Genomic DNA, 18747 nt, shown 5'->3' on the forward strand with positions numbered 1-18747 from the left:
ATGTCGAAGTCTGCAAGGAAAGAAGGCCTTGCGAGGGCGCTGTTCACCCTCGCTGCCGCGATTTCGATCTTGGCAGTTGCCCTGATATGCGTGTTCCTCTTCGCCAACGGGCTTCCGGCGATGTTCCAGATCGGCATCCCCGAGTTCCTGCTGGGCACCACCTGGAAGCCGGGAAGCGACATGTACGGCATCTTTCCCATGATCGTGGGGAGCATCTACGTGACCGCCGGTGCCATCCTCGTCGGTGTTCCGGCAGGCATCCTGACGGCGATATACCTGTCGCGCTTTGCGGGCAGCAGGGTCGCATCCGTTCTGCGGCCGGGCATCGAGCTGCTCGCCGGCATCCCCTCTGTCGTGTATGGCTTCTTCGGGTTGATGGTGCTCGTCCCCTTCATCAGGATGACGATGCCTGGCAGGGGCCTTTCGCTTCTGGCAGCATCCCTGCTGCTGGGGATCATGATCCTTCCCACCATCATCACCGTGGCGAAGAACGCCCTCGATGCCGTTCCGAGAAGCTACTACGAGGGGGCCCTTGCCCTGGGCGCAACTCATGAGTGGGCCGTGTTCCGCATCCTCGTGCCTGCTGCATTCTCGGGAATCATGGCGGCTGTCGTGCTGGGAGTCGGGCGTGCGATCGGCGAGACCGTGGCGGTCGTTATGGTCGCGGGAAACCAGCCCGTCATACCGAACTCCATCTTCGACGGCGTTCGCACGATGACCGCGAATATTGTTCTGGAGATGGGCTATGCCGCCGACCTCCACAGGGGCGCTCTCATAGCAACCGGCGTCGTGCTGTTCGTCTTCATCATGCTCATCAGCCTCCTGTTCAGCGCCATCAAGAAGCGGGGTGAGGAGCGATGACATCGAAGATTCTGCGCGCTCTCGTGTACGTGGGAGCCATCCTCACGGCTCTGGTCCTGGCAGGGATCGTGGGATACATCCTTATAAACGGCATCCCTCATCTCAAGCCCTCCCTGTTCGAGTGGACCTACACTTCCGAGAACGTCTCGCTCATGCCCGCTCTCATCGATACCATCCTGATGGCTCTGCTTGCTTTGGTGCTATCTGTGCCGACGGGCGTTGGCGCGGCAATCTATCTGGTGGAGTACGCGCGCTCATCGAGCCGCTTCGTGAGGGCAGTCCGCATGACAGCAGAGACGCTCCAGGGCATCCCCTCAATCATCTACGGTCTGTTCGGCTTGCTCTTCTTCACGACCATGCTCGGATGGGGGCTTTCCCTCATTTCCGGCGCATGCACGCTCGCCATCATGGTGCTCCCCGTTGTGATGCGCACTACCGAAGAGGCGCTTCTCGCTGTCCCCGAATCCTACAAGCAGGGCGGCTTCGCATTGGGGGCGGGCCATGTCAGGACGATCTTTCGCTGTGTGCTGCCAAGTGCGCTTCCTGGCATCGTGGGCGGCGTGCTGCTTGCCCTTGGCCGCTGCGTTGGAGAGGTGGCCGCGCTCCTCTTCACCGCTGGCACCGTGGCGCAGATCCCCGATTTCGGCGGACAGGGCATCTTCGCAATCTTCGATTCGTGCAGGACGCTTGCCGTCCACATGTACGTGCTCGCAAGCGAGGGCCTTCACATGGACGAGACCTATGCAACAGCCGTCGTGCTCCTGATCCTCATTGTGATTCTGAACATGGGGGCGAACTTCGCGGCAAAGAGACTTAAGAGAGGAATGTAGATGATGGACGCAGTCACAGCACCCGAAAAGAGAATCATGGAACCTGAGAAGGAGCAAAGCATGCAGAGCGCACGGGCGGAAGCCGCCGCCTCTGAAGCGAAGATGGGCGTTGAGGGACTCGACCTTTACTACGGAGAGTTCCGCGCTCTCAAAGACGTCACGCTCGATTTTCCGAAGAACGAGGTTACAGCGCTCATCGGGCCTTCTGGCTGTGGAAAGTCGACGTTGCTCAAGACCTTGAACCGGATGAATGACCTGGTGGACGGCTGCCGCGTGGACGGGTGCGTCTCCTTGGATGGCGACGACATCTATGGTGGCCTGCCGGTCAATGACCTCCGCCGCCGCGTGGGCATGGTGTTCCAGCAGCCCAATCCCTTCCCCATGAGTATCTACGACAACATCGCCTTCGGCCCGCGTACTCACGGGATCAAGGGCAAAGAAGAGCTCGACGTGATTGTGGAACAGTCGCTCCGTGACGCCGCCATCTGGGATGAGGTCAAGGATCGCCTGAAGAAGAGCGCCCTTGGGCTCTCGGGTGGCCAGCAGCAGCGCCTGTGTATCGCACGTGCGCTTGCCGTTCAGCCTGAAGTGTTGCTGCTTGACGAGTCCACGAGCGCACTCGACCCGATATCCACGGCGAAGATCGAGGATCTGGTCACCGAGCTCGCATCGAAATACACCGTGATCATGGTCACGCACAATATGCTGCAAGCCATTCGCGTATCTACCAAGACCGCGTTCTTTCTCCTAGGGGAGATGGTTGAGGCAGGTGACACGGATGCGTTGTTCACGCATCCGAAAGACAGCCGAACAGCCGACTATGTGTCAGGTCGCTTCGGCTAAGCAGAGCGAAATAGCGGCACTCCAGGCGCGGACGCTTGCGATGATGCCAGATTGCAGATTCGGAGCGTATCACATGAAGAACCTTAGATCGAGAATTGCCATCATCGTCACGTGAATCGCGGCTTTAGGAATCGTCTGCGCCATGCTCTTCGTCTACTCGCAGTTCGTCAACGAGAAGTTCTATGAGGAGGCGAAGCGCAACTTCTCGGAGGTCTATGAGCTGCATCATCAACGGACTGAAGGACGAAGCGAGGGCATCGACGGGTGTCTCCAGCACCGTCTACGGATGGCTTGACGAGATTGGCATACCTAAGGGGAGGGGCCGTAAATCGAAGTTAAGGAACGGGCGCATCCAGCAGTTGACGGAGACGCTTGCCATGTTAACACCTGGAAAGCTGTACTTCGGTTTTGAAGCCGCCTTCGACGGGAGCCGTAAAGGAGAGATTTCCCTGGTGCGCCCTTATCACGCGGGACGCGATTTGCAGTCCGAGCCCGTGGCGAAGGTCGAGGTTTTCGTCGGTGCTGCTCGCGTGTTCCTGAGATTTAAGAAGGGCGAGCAGGCCTTCTCCGGCCGCTCCCGCCCCGTCATCTTCAATGGTGATGAGCACATGCTCATCGGTCGCATCCAGCCCTATGCGTATGCGGCAGCCTTGCGGGTTGTGCGTGACGCTGTTCTGCAGGATATTCCCTATCGCCCGCCCGAGCAGGCGCTCATCGCACTCAACGGCCGCCTTTTCGGCCTCCTGTTCGATTTCCATCTCATAAGAATACCTCGTTTCCGGGCATGCGTTGATCGCATCTGCCACCGCCTTGCGGACGATTTTCGAGGGCTTCGCTTTCGCCTTATGCAAGGGCTGCATGTCGTACTCCAGCTGGGAGGCAAGATTCAGGTCGTTGATCAGGTTGCTGATCTTGGCGCTCTGCGCGCTGATAAGGGCAGCGCGGCCAGACGCATCCGATGGGACAGAGGGGTCGCTGGCGATGCGCTCCGCATTTCCCATGATGAGGGTGAGCGGGGTGCGGATGTCATGGGATATGCCGGCGATCCAGTTCGCGCGCGCCTCATTCTGCTTGGCGATGAGGTCGGACGCGCGAGTCACGCTCTCCGAAAGGTTCGCAAGCGTCCCCTTCGGCAGGGAATCCGTCGCCTTGCCCGTTCCCAGTGCCTCGATGGCATCCTCGATGGGCTCCAATCCAGACAGAGTGCGCCTCTTTGAGAGCCAATAGGCTAGAAAGAGGCAGCCGACATCGAGGAACGCCATCACCACGAGGAAAGACGGGAGAGCTTGCACCGCCCGCATGGGGATATAGTTGCCCGTGATCTTCATGTAGCTGTCCTTGGGATAGCCCAAGACCAGCAGGCCGGCGTCAGTGACGCGCGTGAAAACAGGATAGTCGGAGATATATCCCTTCGAGAAGCGCGCGACGTCCTGCAGAGTGTAGTGGAGGGGAACGCCCTCGGGAGCGTCGACCGACCACGAGCAGTCCCCATCCGGCTTTATGAACAGCGCCCATAGGCCGTTTTCCCGTAGCTTGCTCTTCGCCTCCGGAGACGCCTCCGATGCGCTTGTTGTGTCCTCAATGGCATGAAGCATGGCCGCGGGCGAGGCATCTCCGGCCTCATGGGCGACTGCTCCGGAGAAGAAGATGCCGAACGCCGCCGCATTGAACGCCAGCAAAGCGACCATCAGGGCGGCGAAGAACGCGAGGTTTCTCGCGATATAGGGGCGCAGGGACTTCACGGCATCACCTGCAAACCATCAGCTTGTACCCGAGTCCCTTGCAGGTGATGAGCGACACAGGATGCGAGGGATCGCGCTCGATCTTCTCCCGCACGCGCCTGATGTGGGCATTGAGGGGGTTCTCGTACCCGAATGCGTCCCCGCCCCACAAGGCATTGCAAATGGCGTCGGTTGTGACCACCTTGCCCTGATTGCGGGAAAGGATCTCCAGCAGCGCGAACTCTTTTGCCGTGAGCGAGACCGGGCCGTCTTCGCGCACGGCTTCGGCCCTGTCGAAATCGATCACGCAATAATCAAGTTGGACCTTTGGCTCAACCGCGGGGTATGACCTCCTGAGTACTGCATAGACGCGCAGCAAGAGCTCCTGGGGAAGGAATGGCTTGGGAATGTAGTCGTCAGCCCCCAGGCCCAGGCCCGATATCCTGTCGATGGGCTCGTCTTTCGCCGTGAGGAATATCACGGGGATGTCGGACGACTTGCGCACCTGCCGCATGAGCGAGAACCCGTCGCCATCGGGAAGCATCACGTCTAAGATTGCCAGCTCCGGATTAACTTCATCGAAGCGCTCAAGCGCGTCCTTTGCATTTGCTGCGGTGAATATCTCCCCGAACCCCGCGTCGGTCAGGATATCTGACACGAGGGCAAGAAGCTCTGGCTCGTCGTCCACGAGCAAGAGCCTTTTGCTGTGCAAGAGAGCGTAATCCACGAGGTGCCTTTCTCAAACCTATCCACTGTACAGAATACAGTCCCGCGCCTGGGCCGTACGCGAAAGTAAGGAAAAAGTCAGGTGCGCAATCGAGGAATGTCAGGCGGGGCGAATACCTTGATCTCCGTCGAAAGGAGCAACGATGAAACATGCGCAACCAGGGCGTTCGGGGCGCCATCCTCTCATCATCGAGACCCGTAATCTGACGAAGCGCTACAAGAATTTCGTCGCCGTCAACGATGTCTCAATGCATGTGCGGAAGGGGAGCATCTACGGGTTCCTCGGGCCCAACGGAGCGGGAAAGTCAACGACCATGAAGATGCTGCTCGGCCTCACGGCGCCCACATCGGGCGCCTTCGAGATCGATGGCATGCGCTTTCCGGACAGCCGGGTGGCGATCCTCAAGGAGGTCGGCTCCTTCATCGAGTCCCCCTCTTACTACGCCAATCTCACCGGAAGGGAGAACCTCGATATCATCCGGAGGATACTGGGCCTGCCTGCGAGCTCCGTGGACGAGGCCCTGGAACTCGTGGGCCTGTCGGAGTTCGGCGGCCGCCTCGCGAAGAAGTACTCGCTTGGCATGAAGCAGCGGCTGGGGCTTGCCGAGGCCCTTCTTGGAAGGCCTCCGATCCTCATCCTCGACGTGCCGACGAACGGCCTTGACCCTGCCGGAATACACGAGATCAGAAACCTCGTCAGATCGCTGCCGAAGGCCTTCGACTGCACGGTGCTCGTCTCTTCCCACATGCTGTCGGAGATCGAGCTTGTGGCTGACGATATCGGCATCTTGAACCATGGGACGATGCTCTACGAGGGAAGCCTCGACAACCTGCGCGCCCAGGCGCTTGCCTCGGGCTACGCCGCCGAGAACCTGGAAGAGCTGTTCTTGGCGATGATAGAGCAGGACAACCTCTTGCGGAAGCAGAGGGCCGTCCTATGAGCGCGCTGTCGATCGAGCTGCGCAAAGAGCGCAGGACGGGCATCGTTTTCGTGCTCTTGGCGATCGGCGTCTTGGGAGCCCTTTACGCATGCGCGAACTTCCTCGTCCGCGGAGAGACGCTGCTCGGCATGCCGCTCGACCCGATGGACATCCTGCTCACGCAGCTCTACGGGATGATCGTCGTCATCAACATGTTCGGGATCATCGTGGCAGCGTGCATGATCTACGGCATGGAGTTCAGGGGCGATGCCATCAAGAAAATGCTCGTGATGCCCATGAAGATGCCTTCGATGTACGGGAGCAAGTTCCTCGTCATCACTGTTGGGCTGCTCATCGCCGTCGCGATGCAGAACGGAGTGCTCGCCCTGATTGGAGCGAGCAGTCTGCCCGAAGGGGCGTACGATCCCGGCGCTGTGATCGCCTTCGCCGGCTACTCGCTCATCACCAGCATGCCCGTTCTCACCCTCATGCTGCTCGTGTCGTCGCGCATCGAGAACATGTGGATACCCCTCGGCATAGGCGTGGCGGGCTTCTTGAGCGCCATGGCGCTCGCCAGCGTCGACTCGCCCCTCGTCCTAGCCCACCCCTTCGTCCTGATGCTGAAGCCGGCGATCGCCATGAGCGCCCAGCCGGACTTCCTGGCCATCGCGGTTTCGGCGGCGCAGACGGTCATCTTCCTTGCGGCCGGGCTCTGGCTTTCCGGCCGCGAGCGCTACGAGTAGGAGGCAGTTATGGGATTTACAAGCCTTATCGGAATCGAGTTCATGAAGGTGCGCAGGTCGAAGATCGTCCCGCTCATCTTCATCGCGCCCGTCCTCGTGGTCATATCGGGGGTGGCGAACTTGAGCCGCTACTTCACCCCCGAGTACACAAACGCATGGCCCGCGATGTTCGTTCAGAGCGCGCTCGTGTACGCGTATTACCTGCTCCCGCTCAGCATGATCGTCGTGTGCGTGATGATTGCGGGCAGGGAGACGTCGCACAACGGCATCCTGAAGATGCTCGCGCTCCCCGTCAGCCGCTACAAGCTCTCCCTGGCGAAGTTCGTGGTCGTCGCGTTCTTCCTTCTCATGGAGATCGCCGTGTTCTTCGCGGTCTTCGTGATCGCCGGGCTCATCGCCACCCAGATGATGGGGGTGCGGGAGGCATTGCCCATCGGCTACCTGCTGAAATCCTGCGTGGGCCTTTTCCTGACCATGCTGCCCGCCGTTGCCGCCATGTGGGCGATAACGGTGGTCTTCGAGAAGCCCCTCATCACCGTCGGGCTCAACCTGCTTCTCGTCATCCCGAGCGTTCTCGTCGCGAACACCCCCGCCTGGATAGCTTATCCGTACTGCTATAGCGGCTACCTCGTCTCGTGCTCGCTCCATGACTTCACGACCGGAATGGCATCGACCGCGTTCCAGCCGTTCCCGTTCGTCCTCTTCGCGGCGCTGCTCTTCGCGGCGTTCCTCTCATTGTCGGTGCTTCGATTCGGAAAAAAGGAAATGAGGTAAGAAATGAACACGAAGATCGTCTCACCCTTGGGCATTGTCGCTTTGGTGCTGGGATTTGTCGTTTCCTTCCAATCTGGGCAGCTGCTCCTGCTCTGACGGAGGCGCCTTGTCCTCCCTATGGCCCTTACCGAACCTCAACCCATTCTTTTAGCAGGTAAGCATAGCGCAGGGGGGCAGGCGAACCTTCGTACCCGAGACAATTCAATCGGCGGGATGGTCTTCGAGCGTGTAGTCCGGCAGCACCTTGAACCCTCCCATAGAGGTCTTCGGGTCGCTGTCGGCGGCGATTATCTTCACCACATACCCGGCATCCGACAACTCGGATCGCATTTTAAGGCGTGAAAGGTGACACCACTGCGTCACTGTTCGTAAAGAGACGATGCATTCTCCAGTCGCGCTCGCACTGTCTCGCGCAGCTCTTCTGGGGCGATGACGCGAACCTTGCCCAGCACGCCGAAGAAGGCATCGGCTGCGAAGCGCAGGTCGGACGTGTAGAAGCTGATCCGCCCAGTCGTTGAGCCAGCGCCCCGATCATGGGAGAACGATGCATCGAAGCGTTCGATGCGGCGATGCCATGCAAACGGGAAAGCATGGTATCGAGGTGAAGTGCTGGGCTGTAAAATAAGAGAAACTAGAAAGGTCGCTACATGGATCTAGCCAAGCTCGAAACCTACAAGGAGAATAACCGCCTCGAAGCCAAGGCAGCCCAAGGAGGCTTGCCGAAGAGCATCTGGGAGACGATCTCCGCCTTCGCCAACACGGAGGGCGGCATCATCGTGCTCGGAGCCAAGGAACGCAGGGACGGCACCTTGGAGGTAGTTGGGCTGGGGGATGCCGACAAGATGCTCGACGATTTCTGGAACGCCGCACATAGTCCGGACAAGCTGTCCTGCTGCGTAATGTCCGACAGGGATGCCAACATCGAGAGCGTCGATGACAAAGAGCTGATCGTCGTAGAGGTGCCGCGCGCCGACAGGCGCCTGAGGCCGATCTACGTGAACGGCAATCCCGTCACGGGCACGTATAGGCGCGACCATAAGGGCGACTACCGCTGTGCATCGAACGAGATACAGGCGATGTACCGCGATGCCTCGGACGAACCCGTGGACACCCGCATACACGAGAACCTGACTGTAGACGACCTATTTGCGGAGACGATCGGCTCCTACCGCAGAAGCTACGAGCTGCATCACAGCGCCCACGCATGGACGGGCTTGCCCGACGAGGAGTTTCTCTGCAGAATCGGAGCAGCGAAAGTCGGCAGCGACGGGATGGTTCACCCGACGAGCGCGGGCCTGCTCATGTTCGGAGAAGAGTGGCGCATCATGGCGGAGTTCCCGCACTATTTCCTGGATTACCGTCAGGAGCTCGGAGCAGACGAGAGATGGCAGGGCAGGATCACCTCGCAGGATGACAGCTGGTCGGGTAATGTCTTCGACTTCTACCGGCGCGTCTTCAACAACATGAAACAGGCTATCAACGTGCCCTTCAGGCTCGATGAGAACAGCGAGCGCATCGACGAGACGGAGGCGCATGACGCTCTGCGCGAGGCTCTTGCGAACTGCCTCACGAACGCGGATTACAATGAGCGACGTGGCGTGGTCTTCCTTTGGAAGGAAGATGGTTTATGCCTCTCGAATCCCGGCGGCTTCCGTGTCGGCATCGAAGACGCCTACGTCGGCGGCAATTCCGACCCGCGCAACGAGACGATGATGAAGATGTTCACGCTCATCAACATCGGAGAGCGCGCCGGAGGCGGCATTCCCGACATGGTGAAGAAGTGGACATCTTCAGGCTATGGAGTCCCCGTGCTCAGCGAGCAAGTGAACCCGGAGCGATCTACGATTCTTTTGCCCCTGGTCAAAGAGTCAGTTGGTAACGATGTCGGTAATGTCGGTAATGATGTCGGTAATGCCAACAGCGAGGCCGTGACGACCGCAGAGCGAGTACTGCGCCTCGTCGCAGGCAATCCGAAAATTAGTGCACAGAGTATCGCGGCTGGCTTAGGAATGAGCAAGCGACATATCGAAAGAGTGATGGCGGGTCTTCGTGATGAAGGCATCCTGATTCGCGAGGGGGGTACCCGCGGCAGTTGGGTAATAGCTAAGAACCGATAGGGTGCTACTGCGAAAATGTTTTCGGAGTAATTTCGGAGTAGGCTATGGATTGCCGCGTGTCATGTGCGCAGAAAGCCGATTGACTCGATGAGCGTGCGTTTCGCGAAAATACTGGAAGCGCACTGGAAATATCGGGGTTTCTCGAAGAGCCAAGAAGGGAGAAGGATTTCCCAAGTTTCAGAAATCACGGTTCTGAACTGGGCATTTCTCGACCACGCATTTCGCGTGTTTCGCGGGCGCTTGCCTCGCTAGCAGCTTGGGAAGCTCGGGCCTTACCATTTGGCGACGCCCGCGTGCTGTTGAATTACACGCTATTGGCTCCCATTCGTTCCGCCCAAAAGGTAAATCCACAATCTCGGAACGTCACGCCCGCCCGCAACGGTGCGCGCCCACGACCGCCCCGATGGCCGCAGGCTACGGAACCCCTGTGCTCAGCGAGCAGGTGAACCCGGAGCGATCGACCACCCTCCCTCTTAAGAAGGAGGGTGGATCAAATATCTCGTCATTTATTCCGTCAAAGTCTGAAGGAATAAACGAAGGAGTAAATAAGGGTCAGACGGGCTATTTTGGCAGCAGAGGATCCATTCCTGCTCCCCGATGGATTAAAGGAGCAGGCAGCGCGCGTTGGGCCAGTTGCGCATAGGCGAAAAACCGCTCGTCATAACTCAACTGGAACCGTTCGGCCATCCGATTTCAGAGTGGCGGAGAGCTCACCGCCTTCATAATCGACCGACAGGGCAGGCCCTTCCAACACCACCACAGCATCGGAGCCGTCTTTGGCGCAGGTGCAGACTGCATCGCCGTCCAGACGGTTGACGAAGCAAAGGCCGTCCTCGGTGAGACAGAAGCTGCGGGCGACGATGTCTCCCACGGGAGCAACTTCCCGGGTTTGGGTGTCGTAGGCCTGAAGGCGAGAATCCTCGTCTACAAAGTAAATGGCGCGACCGTCGAAGGCTATGTTGCCGCTGGCGGGGATGGCGAGCGTCTGCACCGACCGCGTGCCCCGATCCACCTCGACGATCTTGTCGTTCACCACGAAAAAGAAACTGCGGTCGTTCAGGAAAAAACTGCGGCAATCCGGAAGAAACGCCCAGGTATCGCCGGCTGTGTAGTCGATTCCCAGCAGGGAGCGATTGCTGTCGGCGATCTGCTCGAAAATCACGTGGCGCTCCAGCGTGTCCGCATTAAGGCGCACGATGCTGAACTGGGTGAACGTGCTGTTGTAATTGCCAACCCGGTCGATGTATTGTTGGGTGCGCGAAGTAAGGTAGTAAATGCAAGAGCCGGCCACATAGGCGCCCGTCACGGACTCACCGTCCGAAAAGGCGCCGAAAAGCGGCGATGTTTCCACGGCCATCGCTGCGCCGCCTTCGCGTTCTAAGGTGTAGGTTCGGGTCTCGTCGTCGAGCGCCACGGCAAAGCCGTCGCCTGCCACGCTTTGGGCGGCAGAGTTGTAGACCACGGTCTCGGCGGCCTCGGAAGAGCATCCGGTTACGGGCAGCAGAAGGGCGACGGCAAGCAGAAGGGCGGCCGCGGGCTTTGCCTTGCTGCCGAAACGGGGCCTTCTCTCCAAGAGCCAGCAGTTCGTGCTGCGCCGCACCGTTCCGTACAGCGCAAGCATCGTAAGCGCCGCCGAAATTCCCGCCACCAGCGCAAATTCCCACGGGGACACTTCGGCAAACACGGCGATTGCCTCCCCTCCGTCGCCCTGAGCAAAGCGGCCGCCCTCCAAGAATCCCGTGGCCAGCAAGAACGGCAGGGGAAGGGGCAGACGGAAGATGAATTGCTCCGGTAGCCCGATGAGGGGGATGAGGGTGGCAGCGGCGCCGATAAGAGCCGTCAGTGCGTACTTCCTCACTATAACCGAGGCGAAGAGGAGCAAGGCCGCGAGCATCACCGCGCCGAAGCAACGGAGGGCGGCGGCCGCTATGAACGCCTCTGCAAGGGAGAGGCTCTTCTCGCTGGTGCCGAAAAGCGGAACGCTCTGGAGGGGATAGTCCCCGTGGGGCAGCCCGTATTTCACCGTGAAGAACGTGAGCTGGAGAAGGGAGAGCGCGACACAAAGGGCAACGGCGGAACCGATGACGATGAGCACCTTGCACCGGGCGCTTGCGCGGCCCTCGGGGGTCGTGCGCAAAAGCGCGTCCATCTGGCAGGCGTATTCCGAGCAGAAAGCCGCGGTGGCCAGATACAAGACGGCCAGCAGCACCGCGAAATCCAGCGTCTGGACAGAGAGAAGCCCGGCCCAGCCGTTCGTCTCAAGGAAGTATCGGTTGGTCGGGTTCTCCGATACATAGAGGTACTGCTCGAAGGCGGCGTCGAAGCCCCGCTCGTGGGCCAGCACCTCCCCGGCCTGGGCCGCCGCACTTTCGTAATCCTCAGCCGAGGTGAGGCCGCTGTAGTAGCTTTCCTGCGCCTCGGCACGGGCGGCTTTCGCTTCCGTGATGGCCTCGCTCTCGTCTTGAAGCCAGGCCTCCTTCTGGTCGTTCAACGCCCCGTCCAGCCTTTCCAGGCACCAGGCGTAATCGGATCGGTGCTCTTGCATGGCGATGTTCTGGGGCTGTTCGGTCGCCGCCAGCCAGACCCCGCTGACCACCAGGGCCGCCAGCAGACAGGCCAACCCTCGCTGCCCGATCATGAGCTTCTTCCATTCATAGGCGAGCACCATCATCGCAGCCTCCTTATGGGACAGTAGGTGTTTCGGGGCGAAAGCAGATAGATGGCTGCGGCAATGACGAGCCCCGCAACCAGGGAGATTGCGAGCGCTGCCTGCCAGGACAGGACGGGGAAGCCGCCGATGTCCAGAAACTCCGTTTGGGCCAGGAGGGGGCGGCCCGCCAGCAGCGAATAGGGATCGAGCGCTTTCGCCCAGACAAAGTGGGAATAGGCCGCGCTCGCGCCGCCGATGACGAGCACGGCGGTGAGCGCGAAGTTGGCGACAAGGGGAACGAGGGCGTTTCTGCCTCGCAGCGACACCGCAAGCCAGACCATGCCCAAAGCCCAGAGCCCGACGCTTCGCAGCGCCGCCGCCAGCACCGCGAATTGGAGGACGCTGAGGTCGACCGGTGCCTCGGCGAAGCTGGGGATGGCGTACACCGGCAAATCCAAGCCCTCTAAGGTGCCGAAGGCGGCCCCGAAGCCCGCCAGGTCAAGCAGCGAGAACCACATGGTCACCAGCAGCAAAAACCCGCTGGCTGCCATCAGCTTCGCGAGAACGGTGCGGCTGCCGCCATTGGGATTCGTGAGCAGCAACCGGTCCATCTGCGTTTCGCGCTCCTCCACGAAGGTGCCGGCCACGCCGTAGAGTCCCAGAAGCAGCACGAGAACGAGGGAGAAGTCGTAGTTCAGGTAGTAGTTGGCCATCTCCGTGTAGGCGAAGTCGGGCACGGTACGACCGGCGTAGATCTGGTACAGGGCGGCGCTTTCCCGCTGTTGGTACAAGGCTCCGGCCTGAGCCGCGGCCTCGGCGTTCTGGCGCGCCTTTTCCGCCACCGATGCAGCACGGTCACCATATTCGTAGCAATACTGCATGGGATCGACGAAGTACTTCTCCAGTAGATTCCGATCGCTGTAGAGGTTTCCCGTCAGGGAGTTGGCGTCGTCAGTGGCGGTGCTGGCGGTCATGTCCGCCGTGGCCTGGGCCAAAGGCTGCCACGTTGCCAGCAGCTGCTGCACCTTTTCGGGCGTAATGGGGCCTTGGTACTGGTCGTAGAGCTGCCAGTAGACGGTGTGCCAGCTGCGCTCGGCGCTTCCGTCGGCCAGAAACGAATAGGCATCCCACTCGCTGTAGATCTTGGCCAGGTTTATAACGCTGAACAGGACGAAGAGCACGAGAACCGATCGCCGACAGAAAAGCTTGGCGAATTCGTACCAGACTAGGCGCATGGTGCATCGCCGTCCTGGCAGAAATACAGGAACACGTCTTCCAGGTTCGGTCGCGCTGGCCGAGCCCCCGCACAGGGGCACTCGTCGCTGACGATACGAAGCGAGAAGAGGGCACCGTCCTGTTTCATGTTGCCGATGCAGCAGCGTTCGGCCAGCCGCCGGGATTGTTCCAGGTCCGCCGTTACCTCCCACACTTTGCCCGCGATGCTCTGCTCCAGTGCACTCGGGGCTCCCTGCATGAGCAGCTTGCCGCGGCGCAGCAGCAGGATTTCCGTGGCAATGCACTCAACGTCGGGCACGATGTGGGTGGCTAGAAGGATGGTGCGCCCAGGGGCGAAGCGGGAGATAAGGTTGCGAAAGCGGATGCGCTCGCCCGGGTCTAGGCCGGCGGTGGGCTCGTCCAGCACCAGGACCTTCGGGTCGGATAGCATGGCCTGGGCAATGCCGAGCCTTTGGCGCATGCCCCCCGAAAGGGCGCCGATCTTCTTGTCCCGCGCGTCGGACAGATTCACGGTGTCCAGCAATTCCGCCGCGCGGCTTCGCGCCAAAGCCGGGGACAGGCTCTTCAGCGCTCCCATGTAGAGGAGGAAATCCCCCACGGTGAAGTCGCGGTAGAAGACCGGGTACTGCGGCATATAGCCCAAATCGGTCAGAAATGCGCGGCCCTGCGCTCCAACGTCGCGCCCATCGGCTCTCACTGTCCCGCCGTCGGCGCGCAAGATGCCCACGAGGATGCTGATGAGCGTCGTCTTCCCGGCGCCGTTTTCGCCCAGTAGCCCGAAGACGCCTTCGCCCAGCGTGGCACTGAAGTCTTTGAGGGCGTACTTGCCCTTGTAGCATTTCGCTACGTTATCGAACTGAATCTCCATGCTAGGCTCCAAAGCTGAACGTGGCGACTGCCGTGTCGATTTCCTCTATGCCGCAGCCCAGAAGCACGATGGCGGCCTGCGCATCATCTAGAAGGATCACCTGGGGAACCCGCCCCACATAGCGGGAGTCGTCCACCTCGATGGTCTCGGTGGCCAGAAGCTCGCCGGAGTCAACGGCATAGACCCGCACGGTGAGCACGTCGCCCAGTTCGGCGGTGGCGACGTATTTGCCCTGTTCGGACACGTAGATACCGTCCCCTCCCTCGTCGCTCGCGGAAAAGGCGAGCCGATGCGCGGCGCCGCTTGCCGCATCGACCCAGGGAAGGCTCCCGTCGACATGGGAAATCGCAGGGGGAAAGAACAGCCGGCCGTCGGCTCGCAGCATCTCCTCCACGCCCTCCGATTCCAGCCAGTCAAGCTCAAGCTCGCTGCCGTCGATGCCTATGGTTCCCCATACCGGCGCGCTGTCCTCGCCATCTCCGCTTTCGGCGGAAAAGCCGTCGCCGAAAAAGGCCACGCGGTCGTCGTCGGGGGTGAATGCGGCGCCGTTCAGCGAGGTCGCCATGCAGCTGGAGCCGCCGATGCCTTGGGCAGTGTCGAGCAGGGTAGTCAGCTGGCCGGCCGGGCGGTCGTAAAGGTAGAGGGCGCTAAGGCCTGCGATGGCCAGCCGATTCCCGTCGCTCGACGCCGCCACACAGCCGGGATCGAGCACCGGATCGCCGGACAGAAGCTCTTCCAGCGCCAGAGTTTCTTCCAGCTTCAACTCGCTGTCGTAGATGTACGCGACCGCCCCCGCATCGCCCATAACCGTGAGGACGATGCCGTCTTTGAACGGTGCTGCGCCGAAGTCTCGCATCGGTGCCGGAGCCGGGCAGTGGGCCAGCACCGTGCCGGAAGCGGTATCGTAGAGGTACAGCTCATCAGCGCAGACGAGCAACGTGCCCGCCTGGGCATAGGAACAGCCCGTCAGCTTTCCCTGGAAAGGCGCGCTGTCGAAAGCGAAGGAACCTGACGTTTGGGCGGGGTCGTCGTCCTTCATGACATCGGAAGCTGGCAGCGGGGCGGCCGGTGTTTCCGGCGTCGCCTTTTCGGAGTTGTCCGTTGGTGCAGGCGCGCTGCAGGCTCCCAGGACAAGCAGCGACAGGGCCAGTGCGGCGCAAAGTACTTTTCTCATGATCTAGGCCTCCTGGAAGAGCAGTATCGAGTTGGTTTTAAAGAAGGGCGCACCCGCGTTGTCGGCAGGCACCGCCACGCAGTAGAACGTGCTGAGCTTCCCTAACAGGGATGGGTCGATGACGCCCTCCACCACGGCCACGCCCCCTTTGCTCAGCTCTACGGCGCTCGATGCCTCTCCGTTCACCGCCATCGGCTGGTGATCGAGGAAAAAGGAGATGTTGTAACGCGCGCCGGGAGTGCCGCACAGGGTGAAGCGCACGGCTACCGGCTCGGTAAGGGGAAGGTTGTCGAACACCGTGTCGCCATCGAGGGTGAGCGTGTAATAGATCCCGTCGTCCAGCGTGTCCATGGTTATATCCGGCCATCCCGCCTGGGCCAGGTCGTTCTCCAGGTACCGGGACGTGACCTTTTCCTCGTGCACGCTGCAGGAGGAAAAAGCCTCCACTGGGTTCGGCGCCGTGGCGGCGGACGAAGGGGGGTCGGCGTTGAAGCGCATCTCCACACTGGCGGAAAGTGCATTGTGATACCACCCGTAGCTGGACGTGCTTTCCATGTCCGGCTGGAAGTCGGGGTTCGTGATGCTGACGATAGTCAGGTTCAGCGTGTCGCCGCTGTGCCCGGCCACCGGCTCGAAGAGGAAGGCAATGTCTTGATCCTCTGCCGCATCGAATGTATGGCAAAAGGCATAATCGGACGATTGGCCGTCGATACGGTAGGGCTGGGGTTTCCCGTCCAAGAACAGGAGAAACCCTACACTGTCCAGGTCTCCGCTGACAGAAAAGCGATAGTCCAGGCGAAACTCTCCGCCATCGTAGGGAAACGGCTCCCTCTCACCGCTGTCGGACAGGGGCGGATTGGCGGCCTCGTGGCTGAGCATGGCCATAAGGCTCGCGTCGTCCTGGGCTTCCTCGAAGGGGTTCGACGCATCGCTTTGCGCAGGTGCGGGAACTTCTTCCGGAATGTCGTAACCGCTGCAGGCGGAGATAGGCAGAAGAGCCGCCCCCAGCAGCATGGCCAAAATAGGTTTCATTCGCATACAGGACCTCCTTTGCGTCTTCTGCTCCAGCCTAGGGCGCAAAAGTCAAAAACCGGTCAAGCGGCGAAAAAAAATTTCGGAGATGCTGAAGGAGCGCCGGTGAAGATCGACGGCAGCGGTTTTGCGTTAGCTTTTCTCGACGCCTCCTTGGGGGCGGTTGACGGCAATCAGCGCCTTTACGCAGGCGCCCGTATCGCCGTTCGACAGCTCCAAGGATCCTCCCAGCTTCCTGCAGAATATCCGGCTCATGGCAAGCCCCAGCCCCAAATGGCCGCCGGAGGCATCTTCGGTGAAGAACAAGGCGTCCCTCTTTCGGAGCGCTGTCTCTGAGAAGCCGGGGCCGTCATCGGTTACCGTGGCCGCTAGCAGTTCTCCTTCCAGGTGGAACTCAAGGACGATCTCGCGGCGGGCGAAGCGCTGGGCATTGCCCACGAGGTTTTCGAGAATGCGGTACAGAAGTTCGCCGTCGAAGACAGCTGTGCGCTCCGGCACGGAGATGCGATAGGTCAGCTGCGCGGAACTGCCGCGGCACAGCACGGCCAAAGAATCGCCCAGCCCCTCCAGAAACCCCGGAAGGCTTACCTCTTCGAGGCGAACCTCCACCTCCTCGATGGCTCCCACCTCGCGCATGGCTTCGGTGTAGCGCCCCATGCGGTCGGCGGCGGATTCCAGGTTGGCAAGCGCCCGATCGAGCTCCTCATCGGTCAGAAGACCCGCCTTGCGGCTTTCTTGCAAGTGCTCCACATAGCCTCCCATGATGGCGATGGGGTTGCGCAGATCGTGGGCCACGGATGCCTGGAGGGCTCGGCGCTCTTCCAGCATGTCCCACAGAAGGCGGTTGTTGTCGACGAGGGCCTGACGCATGCTCTCGAAGGCAACGCAGAGCTGGCCCAACTCATCGGTGGAAGCGCAGCGCACCCGAAAGTCGAGGTCTTGGCGGCGGACGTGGGCGGTCGCGTCGGCGAGCGCGCGGATGGGAGGCTCCAGCTTCTTCCGGTAGAGCCATTGCCCCGCCAGGGCGATGCCGAGGATGGCGAAGAGAAGCGGCAGCCCGACCATGGCCACCTGCGAGGCGCGGTAGGCGGCTTTCGCCTTATCCGTGAGCATCGAGAAGCTCGAGTCTATGCGGTCGATGGTGTAACTTGCCGTTTGGTCGGGATCGCCTTCCGCGCCGTCCTGGACAAGACGGCCGAGCGACTGCGCCTGTCCGCCGATCTCAACTCGGGTGGTCGCTTCCGAGACCGTGCCGTCGGCCGCGGTGATCCTTTGGGTGAGCCAGGCCTCGTTGGAATCTGGCAGGATGGATTTCTGCAGCTGGCTGCAGCCGAAGATCGCGAGGCCGCTGGCCAGAGCAACGGCGAGCATGGTCACCGCCACGGTTCGGGCGAACTCGCCTTTGAGGGACTTCTTCTTCATGCCTTCCACCGGTACCCCATTCCCCAAACCGTCTCAATGGGCTCGCTGCCGCAGGCCTCCGAGAGCTTCTGGCGTATTTTGCGCACGTGCTCTTTGACGACGCTGGCATCCCCTTGGCCGTCGATACCCCATACCGCCGCGTAAATGCGCTCGCGGTCGAAAACCTGGTTGGGGTGAGATGCCAGGAAATCCAAGATGTCGAACTCGCGCTTCGAGAAGGTTATTTCCCGATCCCCGGCGAACACCTTCCGCTGGGACCGATTGATGAGAAGGCCCTGCCCGGCCACCACTTCCGATGTCTGGCGCCCCCGGGCCTCCCGGCGCAGATGCGCCTCGATGCGCGCCGTCAGCTCTCGCAGGCTGAAGGGCTTCGTGATGTAGTCGTCCCCGCCGACTGCAAGGCCGTCAATCTTGTCCTGCTCGGCGATACGCGCTGTAAGAAACAAAATAGGGCAGCCTATGTGGTTCCTGATGGTCTGGCACAGTTGCAGCCCGTCTGTCCCCGGCATGCCGATGTCCAGCAAGATAAGGTCGGGCTTCAAGCCCAGCTTCGCCAGGGCCTCTTCGGCGTTGTTGGCCTTGCAAACCAAATATCCGCGCTGGGTCAGGTGTGCGTCCAGCAGGTCGGTGAGCATGGGCTCGTCATCAACCACGAGAATCTTTTGGGTCATGCTGTCGCCTCCAATCTTACGAATCATAAGACGGGAAAGTCAAAAAACTGTCAAGCCCGAGCAGCCGAGGCGGCTTGGGGCCGGAGGGCTGGGGCAACCGTTACAATTATGTGGCCTCGATAACAGTTTGGAAGGCACGGTGGAGGCTTCGGCCCGTTC

At 60.8% G+C, this 18747-nt stretch carries 18 protein-coding genes; 7 read left to right on the forward strand and 11 right to left on the reverse strand.

The annotated features are described in order from the left end of the window. From pstC to pstB, 3 genes are read left to right on the forward strand one after another with little or no spacing between them, the layout of a single operon-like run. Complete coding sequence (pstC, locus tag C811_RS13345) at positions 1 to 861, forward strand: phosphate ABC transporter permease subunit PstC (RefSeq protein ID WP_016310195.1); 861 nt, start codon at positions 1 to 3, stop codon at positions 859 to 861. Further along, entirely contained in the window at positions 858 to 1691 is an 834-nt protein-coding gene (gene pstA / locus C811_RS13350; RefSeq protein ID WP_016310196.1) for a phosphate ABC transporter permease PstA, read from the forward strand. Before pstC ends, pstA begins: the two co-directional genes overlap by 4 nt. Then, positions 1692 to 2534 carry a phosphate ABC transporter ATP-binding protein PstB gene (gene pstB, locus C811_RS13355; protein WP_022926638.1) on the forward strand — a complete coding sequence of 281 codons (843 nt, stop codon included), beginning with the start codon at positions 1692 to 1694 and terminating at the stop codon, positions 2532 to 2534. A gap of 380 nt (positions 2535 to 2914) precedes the next feature. Here the strand turns inward: pstB and C811_RS13360 are convergent, their stop codons facing one another. Continuing rightward, positions 2915 to 4276, reverse strand: coding sequence for a sensor histidine kinase (locus C811_RS13360; protein WP_016310199.1), 1362 nt, complete (start codon positions 4274 to 4276; stop codon positions 2915 to 2917). Between the two features lie 4 nt (positions 4277 to 4280). Next, a complete protein-coding gene (locus C811_RS13365) occupies positions 4281 to 4982 on the reverse strand; it encodes a response regulator transcription factor (RefSeq protein WP_016310200.1) in 702 nt (233 codons plus the stop codon). Positions 4983 to 5124: 142 nt separating this feature from the next. Here C811_RS13365 and C811_RS13370 point away from each other — a divergent pair, with 142 nt between their 5' ends. Genes C811_RS13370 through C811_RS13380 form a run of 3 tightly spaced genes read left to right on the forward strand, consistent with a single transcriptional unit; the run spans position 5125 to position 7418 of the window. Further along, positions 5125 to 5922 carry an ABC transporter ATP-binding protein gene (locus C811_RS13370; RefSeq protein ID WP_016310201.1) on the forward strand — a complete coding sequence of 266 codons (798 nt, stop codon included), beginning with the start codon at positions 5125 to 5127 and terminating at the stop codon, positions 5920 to 5922. Beyond that, positions 5919 to 6644, forward strand: a complete 726-nt coding sequence (locus C811_RS13375; RefSeq protein ID WP_016310202.1) for an ABC transporter permease — start codon at positions 5919 to 5921, stop codon at positions 6642 to 6644. The genes C811_RS13370 and C811_RS13375 overlap by 4 nt, the downstream gene beginning before the upstream one ends. A gap of 9 nt (positions 6645 to 6653) precedes the next feature. After that, complete coding sequence (locus C811_RS13380) at positions 6654 to 7418, forward strand: ABC transporter permease (RefSeq protein ID WP_016310203.1); 765 nt, start codon at positions 6654 to 6656, stop codon at positions 7416 to 7418. A gap of 201 nt (positions 7419 to 7619) precedes the next feature. Here C811_RS13380 and C811_RS17200 read toward each other — a convergent pair whose 3' ends face one another. Next, positions 7620 to 7748: a type 1 glutamine amidotransferase family protein gene (locus C811_RS17200; RefSeq protein WP_280500961.1), complete on the reverse strand. Its 129-nt coding sequence runs from the start codon at positions 7746 to 7748 to the stop codon at positions 7620 to 7622. A 29-nt stretch (positions 7749 to 7777) separates the two neighbouring features. Beyond that, positions 7778 to 8071 (reverse strand): WCX domain-containing protein, encoded by a 294-nt coding sequence (locus tag C811_RS17320; protein WP_483294761.1) that lies wholly within the window; start codon positions 8069 to 8071, stop codon positions 7778 to 7780. Between C811_RS17320 and C811_RS13385 the strand changes: the two genes are divergently transcribed. Then, positions 8066 to 9535 (forward strand): RNA-binding domain-containing protein, encoded by a 1470-nt coding sequence (locus C811_RS13385; protein ID WP_016310205.1) that lies wholly within the window; start codon positions 8066 to 8068, stop codon positions 9533 to 9535. The genes C811_RS17320 and C811_RS13385 overlap by 6 nt on opposite strands. Positions 9536 to 10193: 658 nt before the next feature. On the opposite strand, the gene C811_RS13390 is transcribed toward C811_RS13385, so the two are convergent. The 7 genes from C811_RS13390 to C811_RS13420 form a co-directional block, all read right to left on the reverse strand. Further along, positions 10194 to 12206 (reverse strand): ABC transporter permease, encoded by a 2013-nt coding sequence (locus C811_RS13390; RefSeq protein ID WP_016310206.1) that lies wholly within the window; start codon positions 12204 to 12206, stop codon positions 10194 to 10196. Further along, on the reverse strand, positions 12203 to 13420 hold the full coding sequence (locus C811_RS13395; protein WP_016310207.1) for a hypothetical protein: 1218 nt from the start codon (positions 13418 to 13420) through the stop codon (positions 12203 to 12205). Before C811_RS13395 ends, C811_RS13390 begins: the two co-directional genes overlap by 4 nt. Further along, positions 13411 to 14289 (reverse strand): ATP-binding cassette domain-containing protein, encoded by an 879-nt coding sequence (locus C811_RS13400; protein WP_016310208.1) that lies wholly within the window; start codon positions 14287 to 14289, stop codon positions 13411 to 13413. Before C811_RS13400 ends, C811_RS13395 begins: the two co-directional genes overlap by 10 nt. A gap of 1 nt (position 14290) precedes the next feature. After that, complete coding sequence (locus C811_RS13405) at positions 14291 to 15463, reverse strand: WD40 repeat domain-containing protein (protein ID WP_016310209.1); 1173 nt, start codon at positions 15461 to 15463, stop codon at positions 14291 to 14293. A gap of 3 nt (positions 15464 to 15466) precedes the next feature. Continuing rightward, positions 15467 to 16501 carry a hypothetical protein gene (locus tag C811_RS13410; RefSeq protein WP_016310210.1) on the reverse strand — a complete coding sequence of 345 codons (1035 nt, stop codon included), beginning with the start codon at positions 16499 to 16501 and terminating at the stop codon, positions 15467 to 15469. 126 nt (positions 16502 to 16627) lie between these two features. Continuing rightward, positions 16628 to 17917: a sensor histidine kinase gene (locus tag C811_RS13415; RefSeq protein ID WP_016310211.1), complete on the reverse strand. Its 1290-nt coding sequence runs from the start codon at positions 17915 to 17917 to the stop codon at positions 16628 to 16630. After that, positions 17914 to 18588, reverse strand: a complete 675-nt coding sequence (locus tag C811_RS13420; RefSeq protein WP_016310212.1) for a response regulator transcription factor — start codon at positions 18586 to 18588, stop codon at positions 17914 to 17916. Before C811_RS13420 ends, C811_RS13415 begins: the two co-directional genes overlap by 4 nt. Positions 18589 to 18747 lie beyond the last annotated feature (159 nt).

The organism is Adlercreutzia caecimuris B7 (assembly GCF_000403355.2).
Taxonomy (GTDB): Bacteria; Actinomycetota; Coriobacteriia; order Coriobacteriales; family Eggerthellaceae; genus Adlercreutzia; species Adlercreutzia caecimuris.

Coding starts and splice junctions, on each gene's coding strand:
- pstC (WP_016310195.1), top strand. CDS start 1: ATGTCGAAGTCTGCAAGGAAAGAAGGCCTTGCGAGGGCGCTGTTCACC.
- pstA (WP_016310196.1), top strand. CDS start 858: ATGACATCGAAGATTCTGCGCGCTCTCGTGTACGTGGGAGCCATCCTC.
- pstB (WP_022926638.1), top strand. CDS start 1,692: ATGATGGACGCAGTCACAGCACCCGAAAAGAGAATCATGGAACCTGAG.
- C811_RS13370 (WP_016310201.1), top strand. CDS start 5,125: ATGAAACATGCGCAACCAGGGCGTTCGGGGCGCCATCCTCTCATCATC.
- C811_RS13375 (WP_016310202.1), top strand. CDS start 5,919: ATGAGCGCGCTGTCGATCGAGCTGCGCAAAGAGCGCAGGACGGGCATC.
- C811_RS13380 (WP_016310203.1), top strand. CDS start 6,654: ATGGGATTTACAAGCCTTATCGGAATCGAGTTCATGAAGGTGCGCAGG.
- C811_RS17200 (WP_280500961.1), bottom strand. CDS start 7,748: ATGCGATCCGAGTTGTCGGATGCCGGGTATGTGGTGAAGATAATCGCC.
- C811_RS13385 (WP_016310205.1), top strand. CDS start 8,066: ATGGATCTAGCCAAGCTCGAAACCTACAAGGAGAATAACCGCCTCGAA.
- C811_RS13390 (WP_016310206.1), bottom strand. CDS start 12,206: ATGATGGTGCTCGCCTATGAATGGAAGAAGCTCATGATCGGGCAGCGA.
- C811_RS13395 (WP_016310207.1), bottom strand. CDS start 13,420: ATGCGCCTAGTCTGGTACGAATTCGCCAAGCTTTTCTGTCGGCGATCG.
- C811_RS13400 (WP_016310208.1), bottom strand. CDS start 14,289: ATGGAGATTCAGTTCGATAACGTAGCGAAATGCTACAAGGGCAAGTAC.
- C811_RS13405 (WP_016310209.1), bottom strand. CDS start 15,463: ATGAGAAAAGTACTTTGCGCCGCACTGGCCCTGTCGCTGCTTGTCCTG.
- C811_RS13410 (WP_016310210.1), bottom strand. CDS start 16,501: ATGCGAATGAAACCTATTTTGGCCATGCTGCTGGGGGCGGCTCTTCTG.
- C811_RS13415 (WP_016310211.1), bottom strand. CDS start 17,917: ATGAAGAAGAAGTCCCTCAAAGGCGAGTTCGCCCGAACCGTGGCGGTG.
- C811_RS13420 (WP_016310212.1), bottom strand. CDS start 18,588: ATGACCCAAAAGATTCTCGTGGTTGATGACGAGCCCATGCTCACCGAC.